At 57.3% G+C, this 24408-nt stretch carries 29 protein-coding genes; 20 read left to right on the top strand and 9 right to left on the bottom strand.

Annotated elements, in window-relative coordinates; all coding sequences use genetic code 11:
* Positions 1–4: 4 nt before the first annotated feature.
* The 8 genes from rseP (at position 5) to gloA (ending at position 8533) form a co-directional block, all read left to right on the top strand.
* A complete protein-coding gene (gene rseP / locus N5W20_RS04930; RefSeq protein WP_319806064.1) occupies positions 5–1093 on the top strand; it encodes an RIP metalloprotease RseP in 1089 nt (362 codons plus the stop codon).
* Between the two features lie 164 nt (positions 1094–1257).
* Positions 1258–3693, top strand: coding sequence for an outer membrane protein assembly factor BamA (bamA, locus tag N5W20_RS04925; RefSeq protein WP_319806063.1), 2436 nt, complete (start codon positions 1258–1260; stop codon positions 3691–3693).
* Between the two features lie 53 nt (positions 3694–3746).
* Complete coding sequence (locus N5W20_RS04920) at positions 3747–4616, top strand: OmpH family outer membrane protein (protein WP_319806062.1); 870 nt, start codon at positions 3747–3749, stop codon at positions 4614–4616.
* 3 nt (positions 4617–4619) lie between these two features.
* On the top strand, positions 4620–5723 hold the full coding sequence (lpxD, locus tag N5W20_RS04915; RefSeq protein WP_319806061.1) for a UDP-3-O-(3-hydroxymyristoyl)glucosamine N-acyltransferase: 1104 nt from the start codon (positions 4620–4622) through the stop codon (positions 5721–5723).
* Positions 5724–5932: 209 nt separating this feature from the next.
* A complete protein-coding gene (gene fabZ / locus N5W20_RS04910) occupies positions 5933–6373 on the top strand; it encodes a 3-hydroxyacyl-ACP dehydratase FabZ (protein ID WP_319807835.1) in 441 nt (146 codons plus the stop codon).
* A 22-nt stretch (positions 6374–6395) separates the two neighbouring features.
* Positions 6396–7283 carry an acyl-ACP--UDP-N-acetylglucosamine O-acyltransferase gene (gene lpxA, locus N5W20_RS04905; RefSeq protein WP_319806060.1) on the top strand — a complete coding sequence of 296 codons (888 nt, stop codon included), beginning with the start codon at positions 6396–6398 and terminating at the stop codon, positions 7281–7283.
* Entirely contained in the window at positions 7280–8104 is an 825-nt protein-coding gene (locus tag N5W20_RS04900) for an LpxI family protein (protein ID WP_319806059.1), read from the top strand. The genes lpxA and N5W20_RS04900 overlap by 4 nt, the downstream gene beginning before the upstream one ends.
* A gap of 36 nt (positions 8105–8140) precedes the next feature.
* Positions 8141–8533: a lactoylglutathione lyase gene (gene gloA, locus N5W20_RS04895; RefSeq protein WP_319806058.1), complete on the top strand. Its 393-nt coding sequence runs from the start codon at positions 8141–8143 to the stop codon at positions 8531–8533.
* Here gloA and N5W20_RS04890 read toward each other — a convergent pair.
* The gene (locus N5W20_RS04890; RefSeq protein ID WP_319806057.1) at positions 8521–8697 is read right to left on the bottom strand and encodes a hypothetical protein; all 177 of its coding nucleotides are present in this window, start codon (positions 8695–8697) and stop codon (positions 8521–8523) included. The genes gloA and N5W20_RS04890 overlap by 13 nt on opposite strands.
* 163 nt (positions 8698–8860) lie before the next feature.
* On the opposite strand from N5W20_RS04890, the gene rpmH reads away from it, so the two are divergent.
* Genes rpmH through argB form a run of 6 tightly spaced genes read left to right on the top strand, consistent with a single transcriptional unit; the run spans position 8861 to position 13070 of the window.
* Complete coding sequence (gene rpmH, locus N5W20_RS04885) at positions 8861–8995, top strand: 50S ribosomal protein L34 (RefSeq protein WP_319806056.1); 135 nt, start codon at positions 8861–8863, stop codon at positions 8993–8995.
* Between the two features lie 10 nt (positions 8996–9005).
* A complete protein-coding gene (gene rnpA / locus N5W20_RS04880) occupies positions 9006–9353 on the top strand; it encodes a ribonuclease P protein component (protein WP_319806055.1) in 348 nt (115 codons plus the stop codon).
* Complete coding sequence (yidD, locus tag N5W20_RS04875) at positions 9340–9612, top strand: membrane protein insertion efficiency factor YidD (RefSeq protein ID WP_319806054.1); 273 nt, start codon at positions 9340–9342, stop codon at positions 9610–9612. Before rnpA ends, yidD begins: the two co-directional genes overlap by 14 nt.
* A 21-nt stretch (positions 9613–9633) precedes the next feature.
* On the top strand, positions 9634–11463 hold the full coding sequence (gene yidC / locus N5W20_RS04870; protein ID WP_319807785.1) for a membrane protein insertase YidC: 1830 nt from the start codon (positions 9634–9636) through the stop codon (positions 11461–11463).
* Positions 11460–12131, top strand: coding sequence for a ribosome biogenesis GTP-binding protein YihA/YsxC (gene yihA, locus N5W20_RS04865; RefSeq protein ID WP_319807784.1), 672 nt, complete (start codon positions 11460–11462; stop codon positions 12129–12131). Before yidC ends, yihA begins: the two co-directional genes overlap by 4 nt.
* 12 nt (positions 12132–12143) lie before the next feature.
* Positions 12144–13070 carry an acetylglutamate kinase gene (gene argB, locus N5W20_RS04860; protein WP_319807783.1) on the top strand — a complete coding sequence of 309 codons (927 nt, stop codon included), beginning with the start codon at positions 12144–12146 and terminating at the stop codon, positions 13068–13070.
* On the opposite strand, the gene N5W20_RS04855 is transcribed toward argB, so the two are convergent.
* A complete protein-coding gene (locus tag N5W20_RS04855; protein WP_319807782.1) occupies positions 13067–14047 on the bottom strand; it encodes a GGDEF domain-containing protein in 981 nt (326 codons plus the stop codon). The genes argB and N5W20_RS04855 overlap by 4 nt on opposite strands.
* Positions 14048–14542: 495 nt before the next feature.
* Here N5W20_RS04855 and dapD point away from each other — a divergent pair, with 495 nt between their 5' ends.
* The 3 genes from dapD to N5W20_RS04840 are packed head-to-tail and all read left to right on the top strand — an operon-like array spanning position 14543 to position 17183.
* Positions 14543–15373: a 2,3,4,5-tetrahydropyridine-2,6-dicarboxylate N-succinyltransferase gene (gene dapD, locus N5W20_RS04850; protein WP_319807781.1), complete on the top strand. Its 831-nt coding sequence runs from the start codon at positions 14543–14545 to the stop codon at positions 15371–15373.
* Between the two features lie 3 nt (positions 15374–15376).
* On the top strand, positions 15377–16507 hold the full coding sequence (gene dapE, locus N5W20_RS04845) for a succinyl-diaminopimelate desuccinylase (RefSeq protein ID WP_319807780.1): 1131 nt from the start codon (positions 15377–15379) through the stop codon (positions 16505–16507).
* Between the two features lie 37 nt (positions 16508–16544).
* Positions 16545–17183: a hypothetical protein gene (locus N5W20_RS04840; protein ID WP_319807779.1), complete on the top strand. Its 639-nt coding sequence runs from the start codon at positions 16545–16547 to the stop codon at positions 17181–17183.
* A gap of 19 nt (positions 17184–17202) precedes the next feature.
* On the opposite strand, the gene truA is transcribed toward N5W20_RS04840, so the two are convergent.
* The 3 genes from truA to def are packed head-to-tail and all read right to left on the bottom strand — an operon-like array spanning position 17203 to position 19449.
* Positions 17203–17997, bottom strand: coding sequence for a tRNA pseudouridine(38-40) synthase TruA (truA, locus tag N5W20_RS04835; protein WP_319807778.1), 795 nt, complete (start codon positions 17995–17997; stop codon positions 17203–17205).
* Positions 17990–18901, bottom strand: coding sequence for a methionyl-tRNA formyltransferase (gene fmt / locus N5W20_RS04830; RefSeq protein WP_319807777.1), 912 nt, complete (start codon positions 18899–18901; stop codon positions 17990–17992). The genes truA and fmt overlap by 8 nt, the downstream gene beginning before the upstream one ends.
* 2 nt (positions 18902–18903) lie before the next feature.
* Complete coding sequence (def, locus tag N5W20_RS04825) at positions 18904–19449, bottom strand: peptide deformylase (RefSeq protein WP_319807776.1); 546 nt, start codon at positions 19447–19449, stop codon at positions 18904–18906.
* A gap of 196 nt (positions 19450–19645) precedes the next feature.
* On the opposite strand from def, the gene N5W20_RS04820 reads away from it, so the two are divergent.
* From N5W20_RS04820 to N5W20_RS04810, 3 genes are read left to right on the top strand one after another with little or no spacing between them, the layout of a single operon-like run.
* Entirely contained in the window at positions 19646–20143 is a 498-nt protein-coding gene (locus tag N5W20_RS04820; RefSeq protein WP_319807775.1) for an Hsp20 family protein, read from the top strand.
* 56 nt (positions 20144–20199) lie between these two features.
* Positions 20200–20454, top strand: coding sequence for a DUF1150 family protein (locus N5W20_RS04815; protein WP_319807774.1), 255 nt, complete (start codon positions 20200–20202; stop codon positions 20452–20454).
* A 1-nt stretch (position 20455) separates the two neighbouring features.
* Positions 20456–20821 (top strand): RidA family protein, encoded by a 366-nt coding sequence (locus tag N5W20_RS04810; protein ID WP_319807773.1) that lies wholly within the window; start codon positions 20456–20458, stop codon positions 20819–20821.
* A gap of 83 nt (positions 20822–20904) precedes the next feature.
* Here N5W20_RS04810 and lptB read toward each other — a convergent pair whose 3' ends face one another.
* From lptB to N5W20_RS04790, 4 genes are read right to left on the bottom strand one after another with little or no spacing between them, the layout of a single operon-like run.
* Positions 20905–21675: an LPS export ABC transporter ATP-binding protein gene (lptB, locus tag N5W20_RS04805; RefSeq protein ID WP_319807772.1), complete on the bottom strand. Its 771-nt coding sequence runs from the start codon at positions 21673–21675 to the stop codon at positions 20905–20907.
* The gene (locus N5W20_RS04800) at positions 21672–22619 is read right to left on the bottom strand and encodes an LptA/OstA family protein (protein ID WP_319807771.1); all 948 of its coding nucleotides are present in this window, start codon (positions 22617–22619) and stop codon (positions 21672–21674) included. Before N5W20_RS04800 ends, lptB begins: the two co-directional genes overlap by 4 nt.
* Positions 22616–23374, bottom strand: a complete 759-nt coding sequence (gene lptC / locus N5W20_RS04795; protein ID WP_319807770.1) for an LPS export ABC transporter periplasmic protein LptC — start codon at positions 23372–23374, stop codon at positions 22616–22618. Before lptC ends, N5W20_RS04800 begins: the two co-directional genes overlap by 4 nt.
* A complete protein-coding gene (locus N5W20_RS04790; protein WP_319807769.1) occupies positions 23371–24348 on the bottom strand; it encodes a KpsF/GutQ family sugar-phosphate isomerase in 978 nt (325 codons plus the stop codon). The genes lptC and N5W20_RS04790 overlap by 4 nt, the downstream gene beginning before the upstream one ends.
* Between the last annotated feature and the right edge of the window lie 60 nt (positions 24349–24408).

Raw genomic sequence — 24408 nt, 5'->3', positions numbered from 1 at the left:
TGTGATGCACATTCTTATTGCCTTTGCCTTTGTTCTCGATGTCCTGGTTTTTATTCATGAATTAGGTCATTACCTCGCCGCTAAATGGCGCGGTATTAAAGTGGATACGTTCTCAATCGGGTTCGGGCCCAAGCTTTGGACGTGGCATGACCGGACCGGCACGGCCTGGTGCATCAGCGCCATCCCTTTGGGGGGCTATGTCAAACCGCATGGCTTTGAAGGGCCTGAGGATGCCACACCAGCGCAACAGGCCGCTTGGGAAAAGGGTAGAACCTTTCATGAGAAGGGAGTTGGCTCCCGCGCACTCGTCATTGTCATGGGGCCGCTCTTCAATTTCCTCCTCGCTTTCATCCTTTACGTCGCTTTATTCAGCTTTTTCGGTCAGCCAAAGCTGAGTGACCGCATCGCGCAGATCCTGCCGGACAGCGCCGCGTCACGGGCAGGGGTGAAGACGGGCGATGTCATCACGGCCATTGGCGGCCTCAAAATGCTGAATGTGGGCGATGTCCGCGCCGAAGCTTCCAAGCGGGCGGGTGAGGTGACGACCTTGCAGGTCCGCCGGGAAGGACAAATCCTGACCCTTCCCATCACGATCGGACGGGACCCGGCAGCGAAGGATACCGCCCATGCAGGGATGATGGGGGTGAGTTTCAAGCTCCAGCCTGGCGCGCCGCTCAGCCTGAAAGATGCCGTCGTCACGGGTGCGCAGCAGGTCTGGGATGTTACTGTGCAGACTCTGCAGGGCGTCGGCCAGATGCTGACAGGGCAACGAAGCTCGCGGGAGCTCGGGGGTGCCATCCGCATCGCGCAGCTTTCCGGTGAGGTGGCGCATCTGGGAGTTGCGAGCCTCCTGAATTTCATGGCGGTGCTTTCGATCAATCTCGGCCTGATCAATCTTTTCCCCATCCCGATCCTGGATGGCGGGCGGCTGGTCTTTTACGCGTTTGAGGCGGTCCTGCGGCGACCCGTCCCGCGGAAATTGCAGGAAATGGCGTATTATGTCGGGTTCGCGCTCATCGCAGCGCTCTTCCTCTTCTCGACATTTAATGACCTGCTGAATATCGGGCTTTTTCGATGGCTGCGCGGTGCCTGACGCCGCGCCAGGGCGCATCGTCACAAGCTGCGACATATTGGGCATAAAATAGGCCGTTTTGGCGCGGACCGCATTGCAAAACACGCAATTATCTGGGATGACCTTGTCTCAGAGATTGTCATAATCGGAGAATGTGCATCTTGACGTGTAAGCGCCTCGTCCTAATGGCTTCGATTTGCATCTTATCCAACGTGTCGGAAGATGCGCTCGCCCGTCGCGACTCTTCTGACGCGGAGGCGAGTCGTGCCGCGCGCGCCCATGGGCGTTCCGATATGGTTGAAGTCATCACCGTCAAGGGCAATCACCGTATCGAGACAGGCACCATCCTGTCCTACATGGTTGTGCAACCTGGGGATCGGTTCAGTGCGGATGAAATTGACCGCACCTTGAAGACGCTTTACGCGACAGGTCTCTTCAGCGATGTGACGATCAACCGCGCGGGGAATGAACTCGTCGTCAATGTCGTTGAAAACCCGATCGTCAATCGCATTGCCTTTGAAGGGAACAGCGCGGTCAAGGATGCCGATCTCCAGAAGGAAGTCGCCCTGCGCCCGCGTGCTGTCTTCTCGTCGCAGGCCGCCGCCGCCGATCGTCAGAAGCTGCTGGATCTATACGCGTCAAAGGCGCGTTACGGGGCGACCGTCATCCCGCAGATCATCAAGCTTTCCCATAATCGTGTTGACGTCATCTATAAAATCAATGAGTCGCGCCAGACGCTTGTTTATAAGGTTGTTTTCGTCGGCAATAAGGCTTTCTCGCAGGCGCGTCTTGCTTCCGTCATCTCTTCGAAAGAGACGGAGTGGTACCGCTTTTTCTCCTCTTCCGATGAGTATAATCCTGAGCGCATGAAGTACGATGCGGAGCTTATGCGGCGCTTCTACCTCCATAATGGCTATGTTGATTTCCGCCTGGAGAATGCGACGGGGGAACTCTCTGCTGATCGCAAGAACTTCATCATCACGTTCACCGTGCATGAAGGGCCGCGCTATCACATCGGTAAGATGGATGTCAGCTCAAGCCTCAAGCACGTCAAAAAAGAGGATGTCACGAAGTATCTCGAACTCTTTCCCCATCAATGGTATGATGGCACGGCGATCAGTAAAAATGCGACGAGCATGCAGGAGAAGCTTCAGGCGAGCGGCCATCCCTTCGCGATGGTGCGCACGGATATCGCCCGCAACCCTGAGAAAAAGACGGTCGACCTTCTATTCGAAGTCATGGAAGGTCCGAAAGTCTATGTTGAGCGGATTGATATTAACGGCAATACGGTCACAAAAGATGATGTGATCCGGCGCCAACTGCCCATGGCAGAGGGCGACCCTTATACGCCTTTCGATAAGAAATACTCAAAAGCCTCCCTCCAGGATCTCGGCTTTTTCAAATCAGTCTCCGTCGATCAATCTCAGGGTTCAGCACCCGATAAATCGAATATCGGCGTGAATGTGGTTGAGAAGCCGACCGGAGAATTCTCACTCGGTGGCGGGTACGCAACGGATGTCGGGCCGATCGGGAATGGCTCCGTCAAGCAGCATAATCTCCTCGGCACGGGCATGGATGCCGGTGTGTCCGGCTCAATCGCCTATTGGCAGAAGCAGGCGAACGTTTCCTTCACGGACCCGTATTTCCTCGGGCGCAATATTGTTGCGGGCGCAGATATTTTCTGGATTCAGAACACGAACCAGACCTATCAATCCTATAATCAGGATCAGATCGGTATGACGTTCCGGTTCGGCTACGCATTCAATAATTATCTCTCGCAATCCTGGAGCTACTCCCTGATTGACCGTCATGTCAGTGTCGGCAGTTACCTCAGCAAATATGCGACGAAGAATAATGATTACGCCTATGTGCCATCAATCTATGTTCAGCAGTCCATTGGCTGGTCTCTGCTTTCCCAGTTGAGCACGACCCTGTCATATGACCGGCGGGATAATCGCATGACGCCACGCCGCGGCTTTGTCTTGCGCGCTACCGGGGATTTCGCGGGGCTTGGTGGCAATGTCAAATATGCCCGCGCGAAAGCGGACGGGGAATATTACGTTCCGCTCGATAGCCTGACCGGCACGCATGACTGGGGCCTGCAGTTTAAAGCCGGTGCGGGCTATATGGGGGACTGGAGCAAAAGCGGCGATGTCAGCATCATCGACAACTTCTATCTTGGGGGCGCCAATCTTCGTGGCTTCCTGCAAGGTGGTGCCGGGCCGCGCTCAGCCCATGAGCTTTATTACGTGAACGGCCAGAAGCAATATCGCCCGATTGCCGGTCAGGAAGATCTGATCGGGGGGCGCTTCATTTACACGGCATCTGCGCAGCTTAATTTCCCGCTCCCCGCGGGAGACGCAATCGGCATTTCAGGGCGTTATTTCATTGATGCGGGTAGCCTCTCCGGGCTGCGCCTGCGTCAACGTCACACAAACCCGAGTGACAGTAATTACACGCCAATTTCCGGCAATAGTATGACGCCGCGCGTCTCGACAGGTTTCGGCATCACCTGGAAGAGTCCCTTTGGTATGGTAAATATCGATGCCGCCGTCCCGATCAGAAAATCCAGAAACGACCGTCTTTACCCGCTTCGTTTCGGTTTTGGTCAGCAATTTTAAGCCGGGTAAAAATCCGCGTGGTGTCGAGATACATTCTAGAGGAGTTCAGGGTTATGGCCATTTCAGGTCGTTATATTGCTTTGGTCGCGATGCTGGGTGTGAGCCCGACAGCCAGCCTCGCGGCGCAATCAGCGCCCGCCACCCAGGGTGGCTGGTTTGTGCCGAAAGCCTCCCGCCCCGCAAACCCCGCTCCGGCACGTGCGCCAGCGCCCGCACCTGCGCCTCAGAACCAGGCTGAAGCGCAACCTTCCGACGCGCCGCCTATCCTGCCGGCGCCGCCGATCCCTGACTCACCGGATCTGCCGAAGGCTGCGCCGCCACCGCCAGCCGTCATTGGCGTCATCAGTATTCCGACCGTGATGCAGATGTCCGTCGCCGCGCAGGAGGCACAGCGCGTCCTTGGTGCGCGCCGTGACAAATTGGCGGAAGCCGCGCAGAAGGAGCAGGCCAGTTGGCGGGCTGAACAGCAGAAACTCCAGCAAAATGCCCGCACAATGTCGTCAGAGCAGATCCAGATCCGTGAGCGTCATTTGCAGGAGCGCCGGGCGCGCGCGCAACGGGATTTCGCCAATCGTGCCCGCATCATTCAGGAGGCTGCCAACGTCTCGCTCAACCAGATTGAGCGTGAGCTTGTTCGGATCGTGCGTCAGGTCGCCGCCTCGCATAGCATGAACCTCGTTTATCATGGTGAGCAGGTTGCTTTGCATGTTGAGGGGCAGGACATCACGCAGGAGACGGCGAAGCAGCTTAACAAGATCTTGCCGCACGTCTTCATACCCGCGGCGGATGTGGATCCGGAAGTGCTCGCAAAATCCGGCAAAATGCCGACAACTGCTGACATCGAGGATGAAAGCATCCCCTTGCAGGCGAAGGCGCAGGCAGCGTCCTCCACGCCCAAATCTGTGCTTCGCAGCAAGAAGTAACTCATGACGTTACATGATGAGACGGGTCTGCCGGGCGATCGGCGTTTTTTTAACCGTGCGGGCCCTTTCAATATCTCGGTCCTGGCTGAGAAGGCCGAGGCGGAAATCAGGCCTGGTGCCGACTCACCATCCGGGCTTGCATTACATGGTGTGGCACCTCTTCAGGCGGCGACAGCGGCGGAAGTCAGTTTTCTCGATAATCGCCGCTATCTGCCACTTCTGACATCGACACGTGCGGGCGCGGTGATCGTTACACCTGCTTTCGCGGATAAAGTCCCGCCCCACTGCACGGCTCTTGTGACAAAAAACCCGTACCTCGCATGGGCGCGTGTTGCGACACTCTTTCACCCCCGGCGCAGTGTCCGCCCCGGCATCCATCCAACAGCGTGTGTGGCGGAGACAGCCCATCTTGGGAGAGATGTCGAAATCGGCCCCTTTGCCGTCATTGAGCATGGCGCGAAGCTTGGCGATCATGTCGTCGTCGCAGCGCATGGTGTCATCGGGGCGGGCGTGCATATCGGGCATGACAGTCGCATCGGTGCGCATGCCTCATTGGAATATAGTCTCGTTGGTGAGCGCGTCATCATTTACCCTGGCGCGCGGATTGGCCAGGATGGTTTCGGGTTCGCGGTCGGGCCGACCGGTTTTGAGGCTGTTCCGCAGATCGGGCGCGTAATTATTGAGGATGACGTTGAAATCGGCGCCAACTCGACGATTGATCGTGGCTCAATGCGTGACACCGTCATCGGTGCGGGGACGCGCATTGATAATCTGGTGCAGATTGGCCACAATGCCATCCTCGGTAAATGCTGTATCGTCGTCTCCCAGGCGGGGATTTCCGGTTCGACAGAACTTGGTGATTTCGTAACGATCGCGGCCCAGGCCGGTCTCATCGGCCACATCAAAATCGGCGCCAAAGCCCGGATCGGGGCGCAATGCGGCGTGATGTCGGATGTTGATGCGGGTGCCGATATGATCGGGAGCCCCGCCATGCCGTTCCGGGAATTTTTCCGTAATGTGGCATGGGTGCGCAAAGCGACAAAAAGGGAAATGGAAAAGAAAGAGGCCGGATCAGCCCCGCCAATCCCCGAAAAACCCGCTATATAGCGCTGACGACCGGATTTTGTTAGATTGCCTTCAGTTCATTCCAGCCACACAACGTCACAGCTTAAGATATCGTGACAAGTTATGGCCATTGAGTTTAGGAAAATAACGTGAGTTCGAATTCTGATGCGACGGGAAAAGGGGAGGGCGGCGCGGTGCAGGAAGCCGGACAAGGCTCTATACACATTGAATCGATCGATATTGCGCGCATCATGGCGTCGATTCCGCATCGCTACCCCTTTTTACTTATCGACCGCATGGAGGATATCCATCTGCGGAACCTGACATCCAAGGATAAGCACGGCAAGATTTCGGCGGTCGGGGTCAAAAACGTCACAATCAATGAGCCGTTTTTTGCCGGACATTTTCCGTCACATCCGGTGATGCCCGGTGTTCTGATTGTGGAGGCCATGGCGCAGACCGCGGCAACGCTGGTCGTGCTGTCGCAGGGGCCGGATGCTGAGGGCAAAATTGTTTATTTCATGACGATTGAAAACGCCAAATTCCGCAAACCTGTCGGTCCTGGCGATCAACTCCGTATCCATGTTGAGGAAATCCAGCAGCGTGGAAGAATATGGCGCTTCAAGGGGGAGGCGCTCGTTGCTGGCCAGAAAACGGCTGAGGCGACCTTCAGCGCCATGATCAAGGACTGATTTACGTCTGAAAGAGTTTTCGATGTCTGACCCGTCGCGTCTATCTTCCATCCATCCGAGCGCCATCATCGCCCCTAATGCCCAGATCGGTGAAAATGTCGAAATTGGACCTTGGTGTGTCGTCGGCGCGAACGCGGTCCTTGAGGAAAATGTCAAGCTTCATGCCAATGTGATTATTGACGGGCACACGATCTTACGGCAGGGGGTGGAGGTCTTTCCCTTCGTGACCATCGGCATGGCCCCGCAAGACCTTAAATATGGCGGTGAACCCGCAAGTTGCGAGATTGGTGAGCGCACCATCATCCGGGAAAATGTCACCATTCACCGGGGCACGACACAGGGGATATCGAGCACAAAAGTCGGTGCGCATTGCCTGATCATGGCCAACTCTCATATTGCGCATGATTGCGTCATTGGTGACGGCGTCATCATTGTCAATAATGTCGTCATGGGGGGACATGTCGAAATTGGCGATGGCGCGCGCATCATGGGTTCGGCGGCCATGCATCAATTTGTCCGCATCGGACGGGGCGCGCTTGTTGGTGGCCTCTGTGGTGTGGAGGCGGACGTCATTCCCTATGGATGTGTCCTCGGAAATCGCGCCCGCCTGGTCGGGCTGCATTGGATCTGGCTGAAAAGGCAGGGTGTCTCGCATCCGGAGATGAAGGAGATGCGACAAGCTTATCTTGATCTTTATCCCCGCTATCTCGACGCTTCACGCGCGTCCTCAAAACCTGGCTCAGACGCGGATGCGGACGTGTTTGCGAGCCGGCTGGCCCAGGTCAAAAAAAATTACGAGAAGAACAGCCGCGTGAAAGAAATCATCGATTTCATGGAAGCTAAAAGCCGTCGTGGCCTGGTTAAAGTCTCGGGTCTTCGCAGGCGGGAAGGCGAACCATTTCAGGATTGATCCCCCCAAAACTTGGCATATTGGCAGGCGGCGGGCCTCTTCCCGCCCTTGTGGCCGAGTCGGTTACGGCGCAGGGGGGGGAAGTTTTTATTGTGGGTTTCGAAGGCTTTGTGGACCCGGACCTCATCGCGCAGTGGCCTCATGGCTTTTATCGTCTCGCGGCAGCGGGCCAGATTATCCGTGCTTTGCGCGATGCGGGATGCCGGGACATCGTCCTGATCGGCCCTGTCAAACGTCCCGCTCTGCGTGATCTCAAACCGGATAAGGAAGGCGCACGCCTCCTCGCCCGGATGGGGCGCGCGGTTTTCGCGGGGGATGACGGTCTCCTCGGCGCCATTGTGCGTGTCCTGGGGGAGGAAGGGTTTAATGTGCGTGGCGCGCATGAATTTTTAGCGCAGGCGCTGGGACCAAAAGGCGTTTTGACGCCCCTGGCTCCTTCCGCTGATGACGCGCAGGATATTTCGCGCGCGGTTGATGTCGTCAAGGCGCTCGGCAGGTTGGATATCGGGCAGGGCTGTGTGGTACAGTCCGGGCTTGTCCTTGCCGTGGAGGCGCTGGAGGGCACGGACGCGATGTTACAGCGTTGCGCGGCCTTGCGTCAGCCAGGCCCCGGCGGTATCCTGCTCAAAATGTTAAAGCCGGGGCAGGAGAGGCGCGCCGATATGCCAACGATCGGGCCGCGCACGATCCAGCTTGCTGCTGAAAGCGGGCTGGCCGGTATTGCCTATCAGGCCGATGGGGTGCTCTTCACAGATCTGGCGCAATGCGTGGCTGAGGCCAATGCGCGTCGCCTTTTTCTGATGGGTATTGAGCCCCGTTAAAACATAAATGGATAAGTTTGAGTTAAGGAGACGCTTATGGCGACGTTTCTTCACACCATGATTCGCGTGCGCGCGCTTGATCGCAGCGTGGATTTTTACAAAGCTCTCGGTATGGAGGAGACCCGCCGACGCGATGTGCCCGATGGACGTTATACACTGGTCTATCTCGGTTACGGCGACGGGCCGGAGGTTGAACTGACCCATAATTGGGACCAGGCAGAACCTTATGACCTCGGCAATGGTTTCGGACATCTGGCCGTTGGCGTCGAAGATATCCATACTGTCGTGGATAAATTGCGCAAAGTGGGTGTCAAGGTAACGCGGGAGCCGGGACCGGTAAAATTCGGCACAACCGTCATCGCTTTTGTTGCAGATCCTGACGGATATAAAGTCGAACTGATCGAGACAAAACCCGGTCAGCCTTTCTGAGGGTGCGTGGCGCGCAGATGAATCAAGGCGGTCTCTATGGCCTCAATGATCATCAGCGCGTTTTTCCTGACATGGGGGTCGGCATGGCCGGTGAGGGAGTCTGCTGCGAGGACAGCCGTCGCGAGCGCATTTTTAATATCGTGCCGCGCGTGATCATCGCTCATTTTTACCTCCTGTCTCCGGCCGGGCATGTGCATTTGGATTGACACCAGCCCCGGCGCACCGTAAAAACCGCACCATCTTTACAGGGTCTGGCGCAGGCCCGACGGTTGAGTGATGGACTTAAACGGTTGCCTCTGGCAACTTTTTTGTTGAGGGATCAAGTTTATGAAGCGTACTTTCCAGCCATCTCGGCTCGTTCGCAAGCGTCGTCATGGCTTCCGGGCGCGTATGGCGACGGTCGGTGGGCGTCGGGTCATTAATAACCGTCGCGCAAAAGGCCGTAAAAAGCTTTCCGCCTGAGGGTCAGATTTTGACCGCGCGGCCTGCACAGCGCCTCAAAAAGAGGTCGGCGTTTCTGCGTGTCGCGCGCGAAGGGCGCAAGGCGGCCACGCGCAGCCTTGTGCTGCAATCGCTTGAGACTGACGCCAATTCCGGTCTTCGATCCGGTTTTACGGCCACGAAAAAAATCGGCAATGCGGTGGCGCGCAATCGCACAAAGCGTCGCTTGCGGGAAGCTTTGAGGCTGACGATTGCTGAAGCCACCTGCCGCCCGGCCGATATCGTCGTCATCGGTCGCGCCGCAACCCGGCAATTACCTTTCAACCAGCTCCTGCGCGATATGCGTGATAGTCTGAGGAAGCTGGATGTCCTTCCCTAGCCGTTTCAAATTCCGGCCTGGGACTTTGGTCGTTAAAGGGCTTGTCGCCCTCATCAAATTCTATCAATACGCCATAAGTCCTTCTCTTGGCGCAAATTGCCGATTCGAGCCGAGTTGCAGCGTCTATGCGCGCACAGCCCTGGAGCGTCACGGCTTGCAAAAAGGGATTATTCTCGCTGTAGGACGTATTTTACGATGTAATCGCCTATGCCGGGGTGGATATGATCCGGTTCCGGAGGTAAAGAAGGGCTCAGCCTGACCGCCGGACCCCCGCGCGTGGGTGGCTGCATATTCTCGTGGCGCGACGCGTTTCTGCTCTCGCCTTGTTTTGACATGGAAGACCGGCGTCGGGTTTATGGAAATTAAGCGCACCCTTATTGCTCTGGCTCTGGCCGCGGCTGTTCTCTTCGGCTTCGATTATTTCGTGCCGAAGCCTGCGGATAAAACGCCGCCTGCCGCGACCAAAATGGTCGATGCAAAAAGCGGGGACAAAGCTTCTGCGGGGGCGCAGTCGGCGATGGGGGTTGCCGCGCCTGCAGTCGCGCCCTCCGGGCCCGCGCGCCGCGTCGCTTTTACCTCTCCCGCCATGACAGGGTCCGTCAGCCTGCGCGGGGCACGTATTGATGACGTGTCACTGACGCAATATCGCGAGACGCTCGATAAAAACAGCCCTCATGTAAGGCTGCTTGAATCGGCTGACGGGAAACGACCGGGCTTTATCGAAATTGGCTGGCGTCAGGCGCCGGGCGAGGCCCTGAAACTCCCGAACGCGCAGACGGAATGGACCGGGGACTCATCACGCCTCGACCCGGATCACCCTCTTACCCTGCACTGGGATAATGGTGCCGGACTGGTTTTTTCAATCAAAATCTCGCTCAGTCGCAAATATCTCTTCTCCATCGCGCAGTCGGTCGAGAATAATACGGGCCACGCGGTTTCCGTTGTGCCCTTCACCCGGACGGAGCGTGATTACAAGCCTGATGATGAGGGGAGCTTCATCGTCCATGAAGGGCCGATTGCCGTCGTCAATGACCGTCTCAATGAGGGTTCTTACAAAGACATGCGAAAAGGGACGGCAAACCCCGATCACGTGTCATGGGCGGCTGACAGTCATGGTGGCTGGGCGGGCATTACGGATAAATACTGGCTGACAGCCGCCATCCCGGATCAGAAGGATGATGTCGCGGTGCGATATCAGTTCCAGGGGGAGGAAGAAGGCGGAGAATACGCCGTTGATGTTGCGGCTGCACACCCCGTCATCATCGCGGCCCATCAAAGCGGCCTTCGCAGCAGCGCGGTTTTCGTCGGTGCGAAGGAAGTGACGCTTCTGGATGATTACACCAATCAGCTTCACATTCCTTATTTCTACAAGGCGGTGGATTTCGGCTGGTTCGCCTTCCTGACCCGCCCCATGTTCCATGTATTGCACTGGCTTTTCGGCCTGGTCGGTAATTTTGGCATTGCATTGCTGATCATGACTCTGATCATCAAGGTTATTCTTTACCCGCTTGCGACCAAATCCTTTGCCTCCATGGCGCGGATGCGGGTTCTGGCGCCGAAAATCCAGGCCATCCGCGAAAGCTCTAAAGATGATCAGATGGCGATGAACCAGAAGATCATGACGCTTTACAAGGAAGAGGGCGTTAATCCGGCCGGGGGCTGCCTGCCGCTTCTCGTTCAGGCGCCGGTGGCATTTTGTCTCTATAAGGTGCTTAACATCACGATCGAGATGCGCCACGCGCCGTTTTTTGGCTGGGTGCGTGACTTGTCAGCGCCTGACCCGACAAATATCTTTAATCTCTTCGGGCTGATCCCGTTCAACCCGACAATGATCACGCCCATGCTGCAAGTCGGCATCTGGCCCCTGCTTTTCGGCATCACCATCTGGCTGATGCAGAAGCAGAGCACCGTCACCATGGATCCGACGCAGCAACGTGTAATGCAGTTCATGCCCGTGCTTTACACCTTCCTCCTCGGGCGTCTCTCAGCCGGGATTGTCATTTATTATACTTGGAACAATATTCTGAGTTATTTTCAGCAACGGATCATTCAGGCGCGCGTCGATGCGGCCGCGAAACGTGGCAAGCGCGTGAAGACCGGAAAAAAATGACTCAGAAAGATCCTGCGACGTTTTCGGACGAGGAGATTGAGCGTGGTCGTCTCCTCTTCGCCGGGCCGTGCGAGTTTTATTTCGCAACCCAGAAATTGGAGATGTTACCCCCGGTGGGTGGGCCTGAAATTGCGTTTGCGGGGCGGTCAAACGTTGGGAAATCCAGCCTGATCAACGCGCTGACGGGGCGGAACCGCCTCGCGCGTGCTTCCTCTGAACCGGGCCGCACGAAGCAGTTGAATTTCTTCAATCTCGGCGGTGATGTCTCTCTTGTTGATATGCCCGGATATGGTTACGCGAAAGCCGCGAAGCAGGTGAAGGAAGACTGGCAGGAGCTGATGTTCGCCTATCTTCGCGGTCGGCCCAGCCTCGCGCGTGTCTTCCTTCTGCTCGATGCTCGGATTGAGCTTAAAAAAGTTGATCTGGAGGCGATGACGCTTCTGGATCACGCTGCCGTGGTTTTTCAGCTTATTCTGACCAAATGTGACCAGGTCAGACCGGCAGCTCTCGCGGCAAAGCGGCGCGAGGTGGATGAGACGATCCGCAAACATCCGGCCGCTTATCCGTTCAGCATCTGGACGAGTAGCGAGACCGGCTCTGGCATTCCCCTGCTGCGGGCCGAGGTGGCGCGTCTCATTGACGCACCCGCCGCCCGTCACATTGTTTGACAAGGTTACGTTATGGACGACCACACCGATAAATCTTCTGACGCCGATCTTTATCGGGATGAGCAGCGCCAGGCGACGCTTCTTACAAGCGCCCTGCCTTATTTACGGCGTTATGTCGGGGATACGATTGTCGTCAAATATGGCGGTAGCGCCATGGGCAGCATGCAGTTATCAAGTGCTTTCGGCCGCGATATCGCCCTGCTCAAACTGGTGGGCATCAACCCGATTGTGGTCCATGGCGGGGGTCCTCAGATCAGCGCCATGCTGGACAAACTCAAACTCCCATCGCGCTTCATTGACGGTTTGCGTGTCACGGATAAAGAGAGCATCAATATCGTTGAAATGGTGCTTTGTGGCAGCGTTAATAAACAGGTTGCGGAATTGATCAATCGCGCCGGTGCCTTGGCGGTGGGGATATCGGGTAAAGATGGCGGCCTCATCAAGGCGCGAAAATTGACGCAACGCAAGCATGTCGTGGCGACAGACGACGCGACGCCGGATTACGGTTTTGTCGGTGAACCGGCGGAAATTGACCCCCGCGTTCTATTCTCTCTCCTCGGTGCCGGCCTGACGCCGGTCATCGCGCCGATTGGTTATGGTGAGAAAGGGGAGACCTTCAACATCAATGCGGACACGGTGGCCGGTGCTGTTGCGGGCAGCGTCAATGCATCTCGCCTTCTGATGCTGACAGATGTGCCGGGTGTGCTGGATGAATCCGGGCATCTCATCCCCGAACTTACCGCCAGTGAGGCGCGGGCGCGGATCAAGAACGGAACGATATCCGGCGGTATGATCCCGAAAGTTGAAACCTGCCTGGAGGCGGTGCAGGCTGGCGCTGATGCGGCGGTCATTCTGGATGGACGCGTCCCGCATGCCTGCCTTTTGGAGCTTTTCACGCGGAAAGGCTCCGGCACACTCATCAAAGTGGATGCTGACTAAGCATTTTCGTGGAAGAACGACCAGCAGGAGCGTGAGGACGCCGTTTTATAAAGCGCCAGGCACGCACGTTCAAGAAACGTCTCCAAAGTGTCAACGCTATGCGCCTCACGCGTTACCAACCCGATTTTGAGGGCGAGGGTCGAGGCGAGCGGCGTCGCATAATCCCGGCGGGAGCAGAGATCTTCCGCCCTTTCCGCGGCAGCGAAGCGGTCTGCGCCATCAAGCATGATCAGAAAAGTCTGTGAATCAAGCTGGCCGATGAGGTCAGTCGGTCGGACAGTCATTTTGAGACGTTCGGAAATCTGCGTCATGACCGCTTTGAGTTGCTCAACCGGGATCGTGGAAAGATTTTCGATGCGGATCGCCATAAAGGTCGCCGGGGCATTGTCGAAATCGAGCCGCGCCATGCGGCGCTCCGCCTCTGTCTGAAACAACTCCCATTTCGGGAGGTGACTCAGCAGATCATAAGGAAGATTTTCAAGAAGCTTGCGATAGGTCAGATCAACTTCCAGCAACGCGGCGGCCGTGGTGAGGAAGGCGTCAATATCGGCGATATGGTCCTCCCAGACATTGCGCCGCTCATTGACATGCGCGATGATGCCGATCTCGCCCACGTAACGCACGCGCGACAAATGGCGATATTCGCTGTCCATGACCGTCGATTCATCGATCGGGATTGGAGAGGTGGATGTGGCTTTACCGTTTGACCAGTGACGCAGGCTATACCATTGGCGCTCCGCCCCATCATGCTCATCAACGAGCGGGCCGGAGGAAATCAGGTCAGCCTCCGTCGGGCCAAGACGATCACATAAGACGTCGAACGCTTCACCCAATCCGCGGGCAATCGAAGGCCCGGCCCTCAAACGCGAAACAAACTCGAAACTGCACCGGCATGTCTTGCCAACGCAGAGAGCGGTTTGATTCTCGGCACTACGGCGCTTGAACCAGGCATTACTCAGAAATGACGGTGATCGCACGTTGCTCTCATAAGGCTTTGCAGGGAGGTTGTTTTACGGTCAAAAGATTGGCCGCTCGAGGCCATTTATCAAGCCCCGAAGTGATACTTTGTTTTGCAGGCTGAAGCGTCCCGGCGTCAAGGTTAATGCTGTTGCAAAGATTTTAAATGCGTTTCAATGTTCATCGTCCGCAGGTAAAAAGGGCGGCGCGTCACGGTGACATTTACAGGGCGCGGTCCATCGCGGTCACCGTTATTTATATCATCGTCATTCCAGGCCCTCGGTTGCGCTCAGACTATTGCGCGTCATATTTAGCCCGCGAAAGAATGAGACGCGCAAGACCGGTCAGGGCCGCAAAGTTCGTTTCCGTTCGCGCGCTCTATCATGGTGCGGAAAGGTGCCGGAAACAATTTAAGCTTGCCTTGATGACCGTCCCCCGGACATACAGGGGCAGCGGTCATGAGGCCGCATTTCAGCCAGTCACTGAGTCTGGCAACAATAAGTTGGAATACCCTCATGCAGCTTACAAAAGTGCAATCCCATATTGATGACCTTTGGAATCGCCGTGATACCCTCAATGCCAGGACGGGTGGCGAAGACCGTCACGTGGTGGAAAATGTGCTCGCTGCGCTTGATCAGGGTCAATTGCGTGTCGCTGAAAAATCCGGACAGGGCTGGACTATTCACGAGTGGCTTAAAAAAGCGGTCCTCCTATCCTTCAGGCTGACTGACAGTCAGCCGGTCACACAGGCTTGTGGCGGGGTGGATGGGTTCGATAAAGTGCCGCTCAAATTTGCCGGTTGGAAAAAGAGCCATTTTGACCGCGCCGGTTTCCGGGCAGTGCCAGGTGCGATCGTGCGGCGCTCCGCCTATATTGCGCCCGGCGTGGTGCTGATGCCAAGTTTCGTGAATGTGGGCGCGTATGTCGATACCGGCACGATGGTCGATACGTGGGCCACGGTAGGCTCATGCGCGCAAATTGGTAAAAACGTCCACATCAGTGGCGGGGCCGGAATTGGCGGCGTGCTTGAGCCGCTCCAGGCTGCGCCGGTGATCATTGAGGATCACTGCTTCATCGGTGCCCGTTCAGAGGTGGCGGAAGGCGTCATCGTCGAGGAGGGCGCTGTCCTGTCCATGGGTGTGTTTCTCAGTGCTTCGACGAAGATCGTCAATCGGGAAACGGGAGAGGTCTTTATGGGACGCGTACCCGCTTTCTCTGTCGTCGTGCCCGGCTCGCTGCCGCCGAAGACGCCGGGTGGGCCGTCTCTTGCCTGCGCCGTCATCGTCAAGCGGGTCGATGCCCGCACGCGTGCGAAAACCTCAATCAACGAGCTGTTGAGAGACTGAGCCATGGAGGTCCCGGTTCTTGAACTCGCGCAGGCTCTACTAAAGTGCCCCTCCGTCACACCGGCGGATGAGGGCGCCCTCACTTATCTCGCGGATGTTCTCGCGGGGTTGGGGTTCGAGATATGGCACCTTCCCTTCGGACCGGAGGGGGCGCAAACGCCTAATCTTTTTGCGCGGCGAGGCCGAACCGGGCCGCATCTCTGTTTCGCGGGGCATACGGATGTCGTGCCGCCCGGGGAGGGCTGGCGCCACCCACCCTTCGCGGCCATGATTGAGGAGAATGTGCTTTACGGTCGCGGCGCGAGTGACATGAAAGGCGCAATCGCCGCCTTCACGAGTGCGGTCTCAACTATTCTGCAAACGCGTGAGCTTCATGGCTCAATCAGTTTTCTGATCACGGGTGATGAAGAGGGGACGGCGCAGCACGGCACGCGGGACGTGTTAGGATGGATGAAGGCGGAAGGGCATATCCCGGATTTCTGCCTGGTGGGCGAGCCCTCCAACCCGGAGAAAATGGGTGAGATAATTAAGATCGGCCGGCGCGGAAGCCTGAATGCGACGGTCACCATCCGGGGTGTGCAAGGCCATGTCGCTTATCCCCTTCGCGCAGATAATCCGATCCATCGACTGATTGCGCTGGTCAATGGGCTCCGGTCCCGCACGCTTGATGATGGGAATGCTTGGTTCCAACCCTCATCACTGCAGATTACCAATATCGATGTCGGCAATGAAGCGACAAATATCATCCCTGGCCAGGCATCATTGCGGCTGAATATTCGTTTCAACAACCATCATCTTGGCGCGGATCTGGCGCAATGGATCAAAGAAACGACGCGGGAATATGCCCCTGACGCCACGGTTGATGTCGCCATCAGCGGCGAGGCCTTCCTGACAGAACCGAACCATTATGTTGAAAGCCTGGCCCGCTCCATTGAAGCCGTGACGGGACAGCGCCCCCAGATGGACACGTCCGGCGGTACGTCTGATGCCCGGTTTATCGCACCCTACTGCCCGACGGCGGAGTTCGGTCTGGTCGGCGCCACGATGCACAAAGTCGATGAGGCGGTGCATCTTGGTGACCTTGACGCGTTGCGGGACATATATCGTACCTTCATTATGGATCTTGGGCTTTGATCAGACTTCACCCATTTTCTCCAAAAGGTGACATTACGTGAAATTTGACTCAACCATGCGGCAGAATTTTGAGCAGGGCCTGAACGGGTTATTGCGCATGGATGGTGGGGCCTATGCCTATTTCGCGGGCACACGCCTTGCGGTGTTCAGCGCGCTGATTGTCGTCGTCTTCCTCTCCGAACTTGTCTTTCTCTGCCTCTCCCTGTTAGCGCCGCAATTGCGGATGGATCCATGGAGTTATCCCCGCGTCGCGCTGGGCGAAATCTGCCAATATCTCGTGATCATCACCATTATTCAGGCAGCGGCGGAGCGTTGGGGGCGTGAGGCGCTCTGGCCGCGCTGTGCGACAGCGATCCTCTCCGCTACGGCTCTGACCAATTTGTTTCTGATTTTCGGCGTTCTGGCCGGCAGTGCGCTGATACAGATCCTCATGAATGATGCGTCCCAGGCCAGAAGGGCGCTGTCCGGCGTGCCGGTCATGCTTTCGATCTATCTGATCATCGTGATGTGCCGCGTCCTGCGCGCGGGGTTGAAAATCCAATGGCGTCAGGTCGCGGCGATTATGCTGCTCAGCCTCGTCGCCAGTGTGTTTGTGGTGCAGGTCGGGACGCGGCTCAATCACAATCTCCCGGCTCAATCTTTATGGCTGGACCCGGCGAAACCAAAGGCACCGTAGATCGGCGCCGCGCCCTGCGTCATGCACTTTCAAAAAGTTTTTCCGGGTAATCCACCCTGATCAGGCACAGCCCCTCAGGCGGGGCGGTGGGGCCGGCCTGGCTTCTGTCCCGGGCATCAAGCACATCGCGTAAATGCGTTGCGGACCATTTGCCCCGTCCCACCAAAGCCAGTGACCCCGCAAAATTCCGCACCTGATGATGGAGGAAGGAGCGCGCCTGCACCTCAAGGACGACATGATCGCCCGAACGGGATATGGTCATTTCATCCAATGTCCTGATCGGGCCGCTGGCCTGACAGGACGCGGCCCGGAATGATGAAAAATCATGTCGACCGATCAGAAAGCGCGACGCTTCCTGCATGGCATCGACATTGAGGGGATGTTTGACGTGCCAGACATGATGGGCATCCAATATAGGGCGCGCCGCGCGGTTGAGGATCGTATAACGATAGCGCCGACCAATGGCGGAAAATCGTGCATGCCAGTCCGTCGGTGCCGGACGGGCCATTCTGACGCCGATCAGATGGGGCTTCAGGTGGAAATTCAGCCCGTCACGAAGTTGGTGGGCGGAGACGGCGCGCATATCGGGCACATCAAGCTGCACCACCATGGCTGACGCGTGCACCCCGGCATCTGTCCGCCCCGATGTGGCCGACATCACGGACTGGCCGCCGAAAAAAGCCGCGCCCGCTTCCTCCAGGCAGCCTTGAATAGAGGGATTATTTTCCTGTCTTTGCCAGCCGACAAACCCTGTCCCGTCAAATTCGAGGAGAAGCGCCCAGCGCGTATATCCCGCCTCCAGATGGTTATTCAAAGCGGCTGCCTCGCGGCACGGCCCAGCCTCTCAAAAACATATCCTGCGTGAGCATGGCTTTGCCCGGCCTTTGAATATGGGTCAGCCGCAAGGCATCCTGGCCGCATTGCACCGTAAGGGCGTCATCCAAAGTCACGCCGGGCTGTGCGGATGAAACGCCTTGCACGACCATCGCCCCACCGATTTTGAGGGTCGTGCCATCATAGGTCGTGAAGGAGGACGGCCAGGGCGTAAGGGCGCGTATCCGGCGTTCCAGCGTTTCGGCGGGGAGGGACCAGTCAATCCGGCCCGTCTCCCGCGTTAAACGCGCCGCATATGACGCGCCTTGATCAGATTGCGGTGTGGCCTGTAATGGCGCGTTCAAGGTGTCAATGAGGCGTTTTGCGCCAAGAGCCGACAATTTATCATGCAAACTCGCCCCGGTTTCATCCGGCGCAATGGGGATGGGGGCCATGGACAGGACGGGGCCTGTATCCAGCCCCGCATCCATTTGCATGATGGAGATACCCGTTTGCGCATCGCCCGCCATGATAGCGGCCTGGATCGGCGCCGCACCGCGCCATCGTGGCAGGAGGCTGGCATGCACATTTATGCAGCCAAGGCGCGGGGCGGTAAGAAAGGCCGGGGGGAGGATAATTCCGTAAGCGACGACAATCGCGGCATCCGCTTGGAAGTCGATAAATATTTTGAGTTCTTCAGCTTCATCACGCAGCTTGGAAGGCGTCATAACCGGGAGGTGCGCCGCCTCTGCGGCCTGATGCACCGGCGAAAGCTGCAATTTTTTGCCGCGTCCCGACGGGCGGGGCGGCTGGGTATAGACCGCGACAATCTCATGACCGGCTGCCCGAAGCGCGTCCAGAACCGGAACGGAGAAAGCGGGCGTGCCCATGAAAATGAGGCGCATGACTACTTCCCGCGCTGTTCTTTCGCCAGTTTTCTTAGCAGCATATTGCGCTTCAATTTTGAAAGATGATCCACGAAAAGAATGCCATCAAGATGGTCGATCTCATGCTGGATGCAGATTGCGAGGAGACCATCTGTCTCCAGCTCCTCATCCTGGCCATCGAGGTTCTGATATTTTACCGTGACGCGCTCCGGCCGGATGACCTCCGCATATTGGTTGGGGACAGAGAGGCAGCCTTCCTCCGTCACAGCTTCCTCATCTGAAAAGGAGGTGATCTCCGGGTTGATGAAGATACGCGGGCGCCTTGCGTCATTCTCGGTAATGTCGATGATCATGAAGCGCAGCCCGATCCCCACTTGCGGCGCGGCGAGGCCAATCCCCGGCGCACGATACATGGCCGCAAACATACCGGGCAGGGCAGCACGAACTTGCGGCAGGTCCGAGGGCTGGACGCGCGCAGCCTTGCGCGAGAGGACAGGATGCGGTGCAACCAGGATGGGTGTCGGCGTGACTGAGTCGAGATCGTTCAAGAATGAGAGAGCTTCCATAGCGCGCTCCTACCGAAATTTCGGCGTCGCGCCAACGATTTTCGTCATCGCCATGTCGCCGAAGCAAAAGTTAAAACGGGATCGGGGTGGTTGAAGTTGTCAGTTTGAGTCGCATATGTGATAAAATGACCCTTATTCAACCGTCTGACGCCATTCGGGTCAGGACGGTTTGTCTCGCTCAATGAGGAGGCTTGCTTTGTCAGGACGCTTATTCACTTCCCCGACATTTCTCGGGTTCGATTATCTGGAGCAAATGCTGGAGCGCGCGGCCAAAACCGTTTCAGATGGCTACCCGCCTTATAATATTGAGCAGCTTGACCAGAAAACGCTGCGCGTGACACTGGCCGTCGCCGGGTTTGCCATGACGGATCTCCAGATCACGCAGGAAGATAACCAACTTGTGATCAGAGGCCGTCAGAATGACGACTCGCAGGGCCGCGCCTTTATTCATCGCGGTATTGCGGCGCGACAATTTCAGAAATCTTTTGTGCTTGCCGACAATATAGAAGTCGGGGATGCGTGGCTGGATAACGGGTTGCTTCACATTGATTTGCATCGCCCTCAGCCTGAAGTTCGCGTTAAGCAGATAGAAATTTCGGATGGCAAACGCAGCGCGCGTGCTATGCCGAATACGGAGATCGAGCTGCCTCGACCCAGGCGCCCGCGCGGAACTCCCGCCCCTGGCGACAATTAAAACCTGAAGGGGTTTCGCCCCCGCTTAGTGTCTTCATACTGAAAGGACGCTTGAATATGGCCAGAACATCCTCCGCTTCGGACGCGCCTTACCCCGCCGGAGCGACATCGGACCTTCGGACCATCTCCAATCTGGAACTGCTCGAACTTGGCATGAAACAGGTTGCCTATGTCAGGGAAGTCGTCTTTGAAGGTGAGGCCGCTTTTGCGATTCATGCGGCTGATGGTACGCCTATGGCCCTGGCCGAGGACCATGATAGCGCGGTTGAAGCGATCATCGATAATGAGTTGACGCCGACCTGGCTCCATTAAGGTGATTCGTCGTTACGCTGATGAACCACGCCTGAGTGGCGCAGTGCGCCATGGGGGTCTCGTCTATCTGGCGGGGCAGGTCGCGGATGACACCTCGCTTGATGCAGAGGGGCAGACCCGCGACATCCTCGCCCAGATCGACCATCTGCTCGCGGAAACCGGGTCGGACAAGCGCCATTTGCTGTCCGTGCAAATTTTTCTCGCGGACATCAAGGATATCGACGCTATGAACAAGGCATGGGATGCGTGGATTGATGTGGGTTGCAAACCCGCACGCGCAACGGTTGAGGCGCGTTTGGTGGACCCGTCATGGCGTGTTGAAGTCACGGCCATCGCGGCCTGCCGCCCGGATGCATACGACGCGTAACGAATGTTTCGAGCCAAGGGGCGATGTTTACGCTGCCCAAAGCGCTTACGCCTGCTTGTCGCAAATCAGGCAGTGAGACGCGTTTAAAGCGAGAAATTCTCGCCAAGATAAACGCGACGCACATCCTCATTGGCGACGATGGCCTCCGGCACGCCTTCCATCAAAACCTGGCCACTATGCATGATATAGGCCCGGTCAATGACTTCCAGCGTCTCACGCACATTATGGTCCGTGATGAGCACGCCAATCCCGCGATCTTTGAGGTGAGAAACGAGGTCACGAATTTCACCCACCGCAATCGGGTCAATCCCCGCAAGTGGCTCATCCAGCAAAATGTAATTTGGCTGGCTCGCAAGGGCGCGGGCGATTTCGAGGCGGCGACGTTCACCACCGGAGAGGGCGAGGGACGGGGCATGACGCAAATGCGAGATGCCGAATTCGCCGAGGAGCCCATCCAGCATCGCATGGCGTCGGTCATAATCTGACTCGACGACTTCCAACGCCGCGAGGATGTTCTGCTCAACATTGAGCCCGCGAAAAATGCTGGCCTCCTGCGGCAGATAGCCGATGCCCAGACGCGCCCTGCGATACATGGGCAGGCCGGTAATATCGGCGCCATCGAGGGTGATGGTGCCCGTATCGGGCTGGACGAGGCCGACAATCATATAAAAGCTTGTCGTCTTGCCCGCGCCATTAGGGCCGAGCAGTCCGACCGCCTCGCCACGCTGCACCTGAAGCGACACATCTTTCACGACCTGGCGCTTTTTATATTTTTTGCCGATGCCATGGGCAATCAGACCTGACGAAACCGCGGGATTATCCACGATTTCATGCAAAGCGATCGTCTCGTTCATTTCGTAGGCCCTGATCTGGTGCTGTTGGTCTGGTTCGGGATGACAAGGCCCTCAATACGCTGCCCCGGTGCCGGGTTCATAATCGCGACACCTGTTTTGACATTCACGATCGCTGATTGCCCGTTATTCTGGTTCTGCCCACTCGTAACATGGACGCTCCCGATCAGCCGGGCCAATTCCGTATCGAAAACATAGACGCCACGGTCCCCGGTCGCTGTTTCTGTCGGGGTGCGGATAATGACATTGCCCCACGCATAGGCGCGGTCAAGCTTGCCGGCTTTCGCACCGGATTGTCCATCCTGTTGCGTTGTCGCCTTATGGCGCGACGCTTCCGGTGTATCCGGCTTGCCGAACGCAACAAGAATATCCGCCCGGATCCGCTTCCCGTCATTCGTTGTGACCGTGGCGTCGCCGCGCCCGACCGACATTTTATTTGTGGTGTGATATTCGATGACGTCACGCGCGGTCATGACGGTGGTCGGCGTCGTCATTTTCAGGTTTTTTCCTGTCATGACCAATGTCGCCTGGTCGACATCGTAAAGCGCCCTGTCGCCCCAGGCCTGATCGGTCGGGGAGTAGATATGGACGTGCCCGATGGCCTCCATGCGGTAAAGCTCCATCGACCCGCCCATCGCATCATCCCCGTTTGCGGCACCTGTTTGAGGCGCATTCCCTGTGGGTTTCGGTGCGGATTGGGGCGTTGTTTTCTTGCGGAGAAACCCGATGAGCTGATCCGCATCAATCGTGGCATCGCCGCGCACCGCCCGTGCGCGATCAAGAAAAGTGATCGTCTGGGAATCGTGATCATAAGTCTGCGGACCGGCTGAGCTGATGGTGATCTGCTCCCCGTGAGATTTATCAATCGTGTCGGCCCGGGCATTGACCACGCCATAGAGCGAGATGCATGTCATAAGGGCGAAGGATCGCGTCAGACGGCAGGTCATGGACTGGAAGTTTCATCCTTTCGACGTGTCGGGAGCGTGTCGTTCTGGTCATTATTACGAACGATGCGCTCCGGCCCGGTAAATTCAAGCAATCCGGCGTGCTGGTCCAGAAAATAGCCCTGCGCGTCAAGCTTGCCAAAAGGGCCCTCCGCATGTGCCCAGTCTGAAGATGCGATGATCCCGGCATGGAGGTCAAGATCTGCGGTCGGGCTGTTCATCAGCGTTCCATCATCACGATAGAGCACGACGTGGCCGCGCAGGTTCAACGTCTGCTCATGCTGCATGTAAACGCCGCTATCGGCACGGATCTGCGCCCAGCCGCCGCTCGTCAGATGCAGGTCAGCCACCGGGTCCACAAGGTCGATGCGATCCTGATCCCGCTGATTGGCGAATTTCGCGGTGATCATGTACGGCCGGTTGCTATTATCAAGCCCGCGATAAACCGCGTCCTCCAGCGTGCCATTCTGCACGCGCATTTCTTCCATCTCTTTCAGGACGGCCTGATTGACATTGACCCAGCGCGCCACTTCGGGCCAGACGGCAATGGAGCCCAGCATCAGAATGGCCACACAGGGCAGCACCCATTTTGCCATATCAAGCCGCTTGCGCCTTGTATGCAGGGAGGCCTTGGTGGGCAGGTTGCGCGGCCGCTCATTCTGATGGTCCAGCAGGGCGCGGCGATGGGCCGCCTGCGCCTCACTGTCGCGTTGGAAGTCATCCCGTCGCGGTGGCGGTGTGCGTGGCGTATCGTTCATGGAACCGTGACACGGAGGAGGTCATGGAGATGCACAATACCTTGCGGGCGCCCTGACTCATCCAGAATAAAAACGCTGGAGACAGGGCGTGCACGCTCCGTCATTAATTGCAGCACCTCTTGCGCCAGTCGTGAGGGTTCGGTCGTCAGGGGCGAGACATTCATGATGTCGCGCGCTGTGCGCGTTTTGAGGTCGCCGGATAAAGCGGGCCGCAAATCGCCATCACTGATGAGGCCGATCAACCGTCGCTCGTCATCAATAATCCCGATACATCCGAACGTCTTACGCGTCATCTCAACAATGACGTCGGTGAGGGTCATGTCCGGCCGACCCAGAGGCATGGCCGCGCCTGAATGCATCAATTGTGAGATGGGCCGCAGCGCCGTGCCCAATTTGCCACCAGGGTGAAATGCGCCGAAATCATGGGCGGAGAATTGCCGCTTCTGTAATAAGGAGACCGCCAGCGCATCGCCCAAAGCCAATTGCATGAGCGTACTTGTGGTCGGGGCCAGGCCCATCGGGCAGGCTTCCGCTGCCATGGGGAGGAGCAAGAGCACGCGGCTGGCGCGCGCCAACGTGCTTTGCGCATGGCCCGTCATTGCGATGACAGAGAGATTATTCCGGATGGCATGTTCAATGACGGCGACAAGCTCCCCCGTTTCGCCGGAGTAAGAGATCAGGAGCAGGACATCGTCCTGACGCACCATGCCAAGATCGCCATGGGCGGCTTCCGCCGGATGCAGGAAGAGCGAGGGCGTGCCTGTTGAAGCCAGCGTGGCCTGTATTTTACGACCGACATGCCCGGATTTCCCGATGCCGGAGACAACCAGGCGGCCCCGCATCGACAGGATAAGTTGGGTCGCCTCCGTGAAGGCGTTCTGAAACGTCGCGTCGCAGGTGAGGGCCTCCCGCAGACGCGCAAGCCCGACGCTTTCCGCGTCGATTGCGTCAATCGCAGATTGGAGAACACTCATAAGCCGGTCCTTGCCGTCAAAACGCGTAAAGCCTCAAATCGAGTTGAGTTGGTCATGCTG

This window comes from Candidatus Kirkpatrickella diaphorinae, from assembly GCF_025736875.1.
GTDB classification, from domain to species: Bacteria; Pseudomonadota; Alphaproteobacteria; order Acetobacterales; family Acetobacteraceae; genus Sorlinia; species Sorlinia diaphorinae.
This window is presented reverse-complemented; position numbering and strand designations above follow the sequence as displayed.

Excerpts from the sequence above, each read along its gene's own strand:
- dapE (WP_319807780.1), top strand. The coding sequence starts at position 15,377 with ATGGAGGTCCCGGTTCTTGAACTCGCGCAGGCTCTACTAAAGTGCCCC.
- gloA (WP_319806058.1), top strand. The coding sequence starts at position 8,141 with ATGGCGACGTTTCTTCACACCATGATTCGCGTGCGCGCGCTTGATCGC.
- N5W20_RS04920 (WP_319806062.1), top strand. The coding sequence starts at position 3,747 with ATGGCCATTTCAGGTCGTTATATTGCTTTGGTCGCGATGCTGGGTGTG.
- N5W20_RS04890 (WP_319806057.1), bottom strand. The coding sequence starts at position 8,697 with ATGAGCGATGATCACGCGCGGCACGATATTAAAAATGCGCTCGCGACG.
- lptC (WP_319807770.1), bottom strand. The coding sequence starts at position 23,374 with ATGAACGATACGCCACGCACACCGCCACCGCGACGGGATGACTTCCAA.
- yidD (WP_319806054.1), top strand. The coding sequence starts at position 9,340 with ATGTCCTTCCCTAGCCGTTTCAAATTCCGGCCTGGGACTTTGGTCGTT.
- rseP (WP_319806064.1), top strand. The coding sequence starts at position 5 with ATGCACATTCTTATTGCCTTTGCCTTTGTTCTCGATGTCCTGGTTTTT.
- lptB (WP_319807772.1), bottom strand. The coding sequence starts at position 21,675 with ATGAACGAGACGATCGCTTTGCATGAAATCGTGGATAATCCCGCGGTT.
- yihA (WP_319807784.1), top strand. The coding sequence starts at position 11,460 with ATGACTCAGAAAGATCCTGCGACGTTTTCGGACGAGGAGATTGAGCGT.
- argB (WP_319807783.1), top strand. The coding sequence starts at position 12,144 with ATGGACGACCACACCGATAAATCTTCTGACGCCGATCTTTATCGGGAT.
- def (WP_319807776.1), bottom strand. The coding sequence starts at position 19,449 with ATGGAAGCTCTCTCATTCTTGAACGATCTCGACTCAGTCACGCCGACA.
- N5W20_RS04815 (WP_319807774.1), top strand. The coding sequence starts at position 20,200 with ATGGCCAGAACATCCTCCGCTTCGGACGCGCCTTACCCCGCCGGAGCG.
- rpmH (WP_319806056.1), top strand. The coding sequence starts at position 8,861 with ATGAAGCGTACTTTCCAGCCATCTCGGCTCGTTCGCAAGCGTCGTCAT.
- N5W20_RS04800 (WP_319807771.1), bottom strand. The coding sequence starts at position 22,619 with ATGACCTGCCGTCTGACGCGATCCTTCGCCCTTATGACATGCATCTCG.
- fabZ (WP_319807835.1), top strand. The coding sequence starts at position 5,933 with ATGGCGTCGATTCCGCATCGCTACCCCTTTTTACTTATCGACCGCATG.
- lpxD (WP_319806061.1), top strand. The coding sequence starts at position 4,620 with ATGACGTTACATGATGAGACGGGTCTGCCGGGCGATCGGCGTTTTTTT.
- fmt (WP_319807777.1), bottom strand. The coding sequence starts at position 18,901 with ATGCGCCTCATTTTCATGGGCACGCCCGCTTTCTCCGTTCCGGTTCTG.
- bamA (WP_319806063.1), top strand. The coding sequence starts at position 1,258 with ATGGCTTCGATTTGCATCTTATCCAACGTGTCGGAAGATGCGCTCGCC.
- N5W20_RS04790 (WP_319807769.1), bottom strand. The coding sequence starts at position 24,348 with ATGAGTGTTCTCCAATCTGCGATTGACGCAATCGACGCGGAAAGCGTC.
- lpxA (WP_319806060.1), top strand. The coding sequence starts at position 6,396 with ATGTCTGACCCGTCGCGTCTATCTTCCATCCATCCGAGCGCCATCATC.
- dapD (WP_319807781.1), top strand. The coding sequence starts at position 14,543 with ATGCAGCTTACAAAAGTGCAATCCCATATTGATGACCTTTGGAATCGC.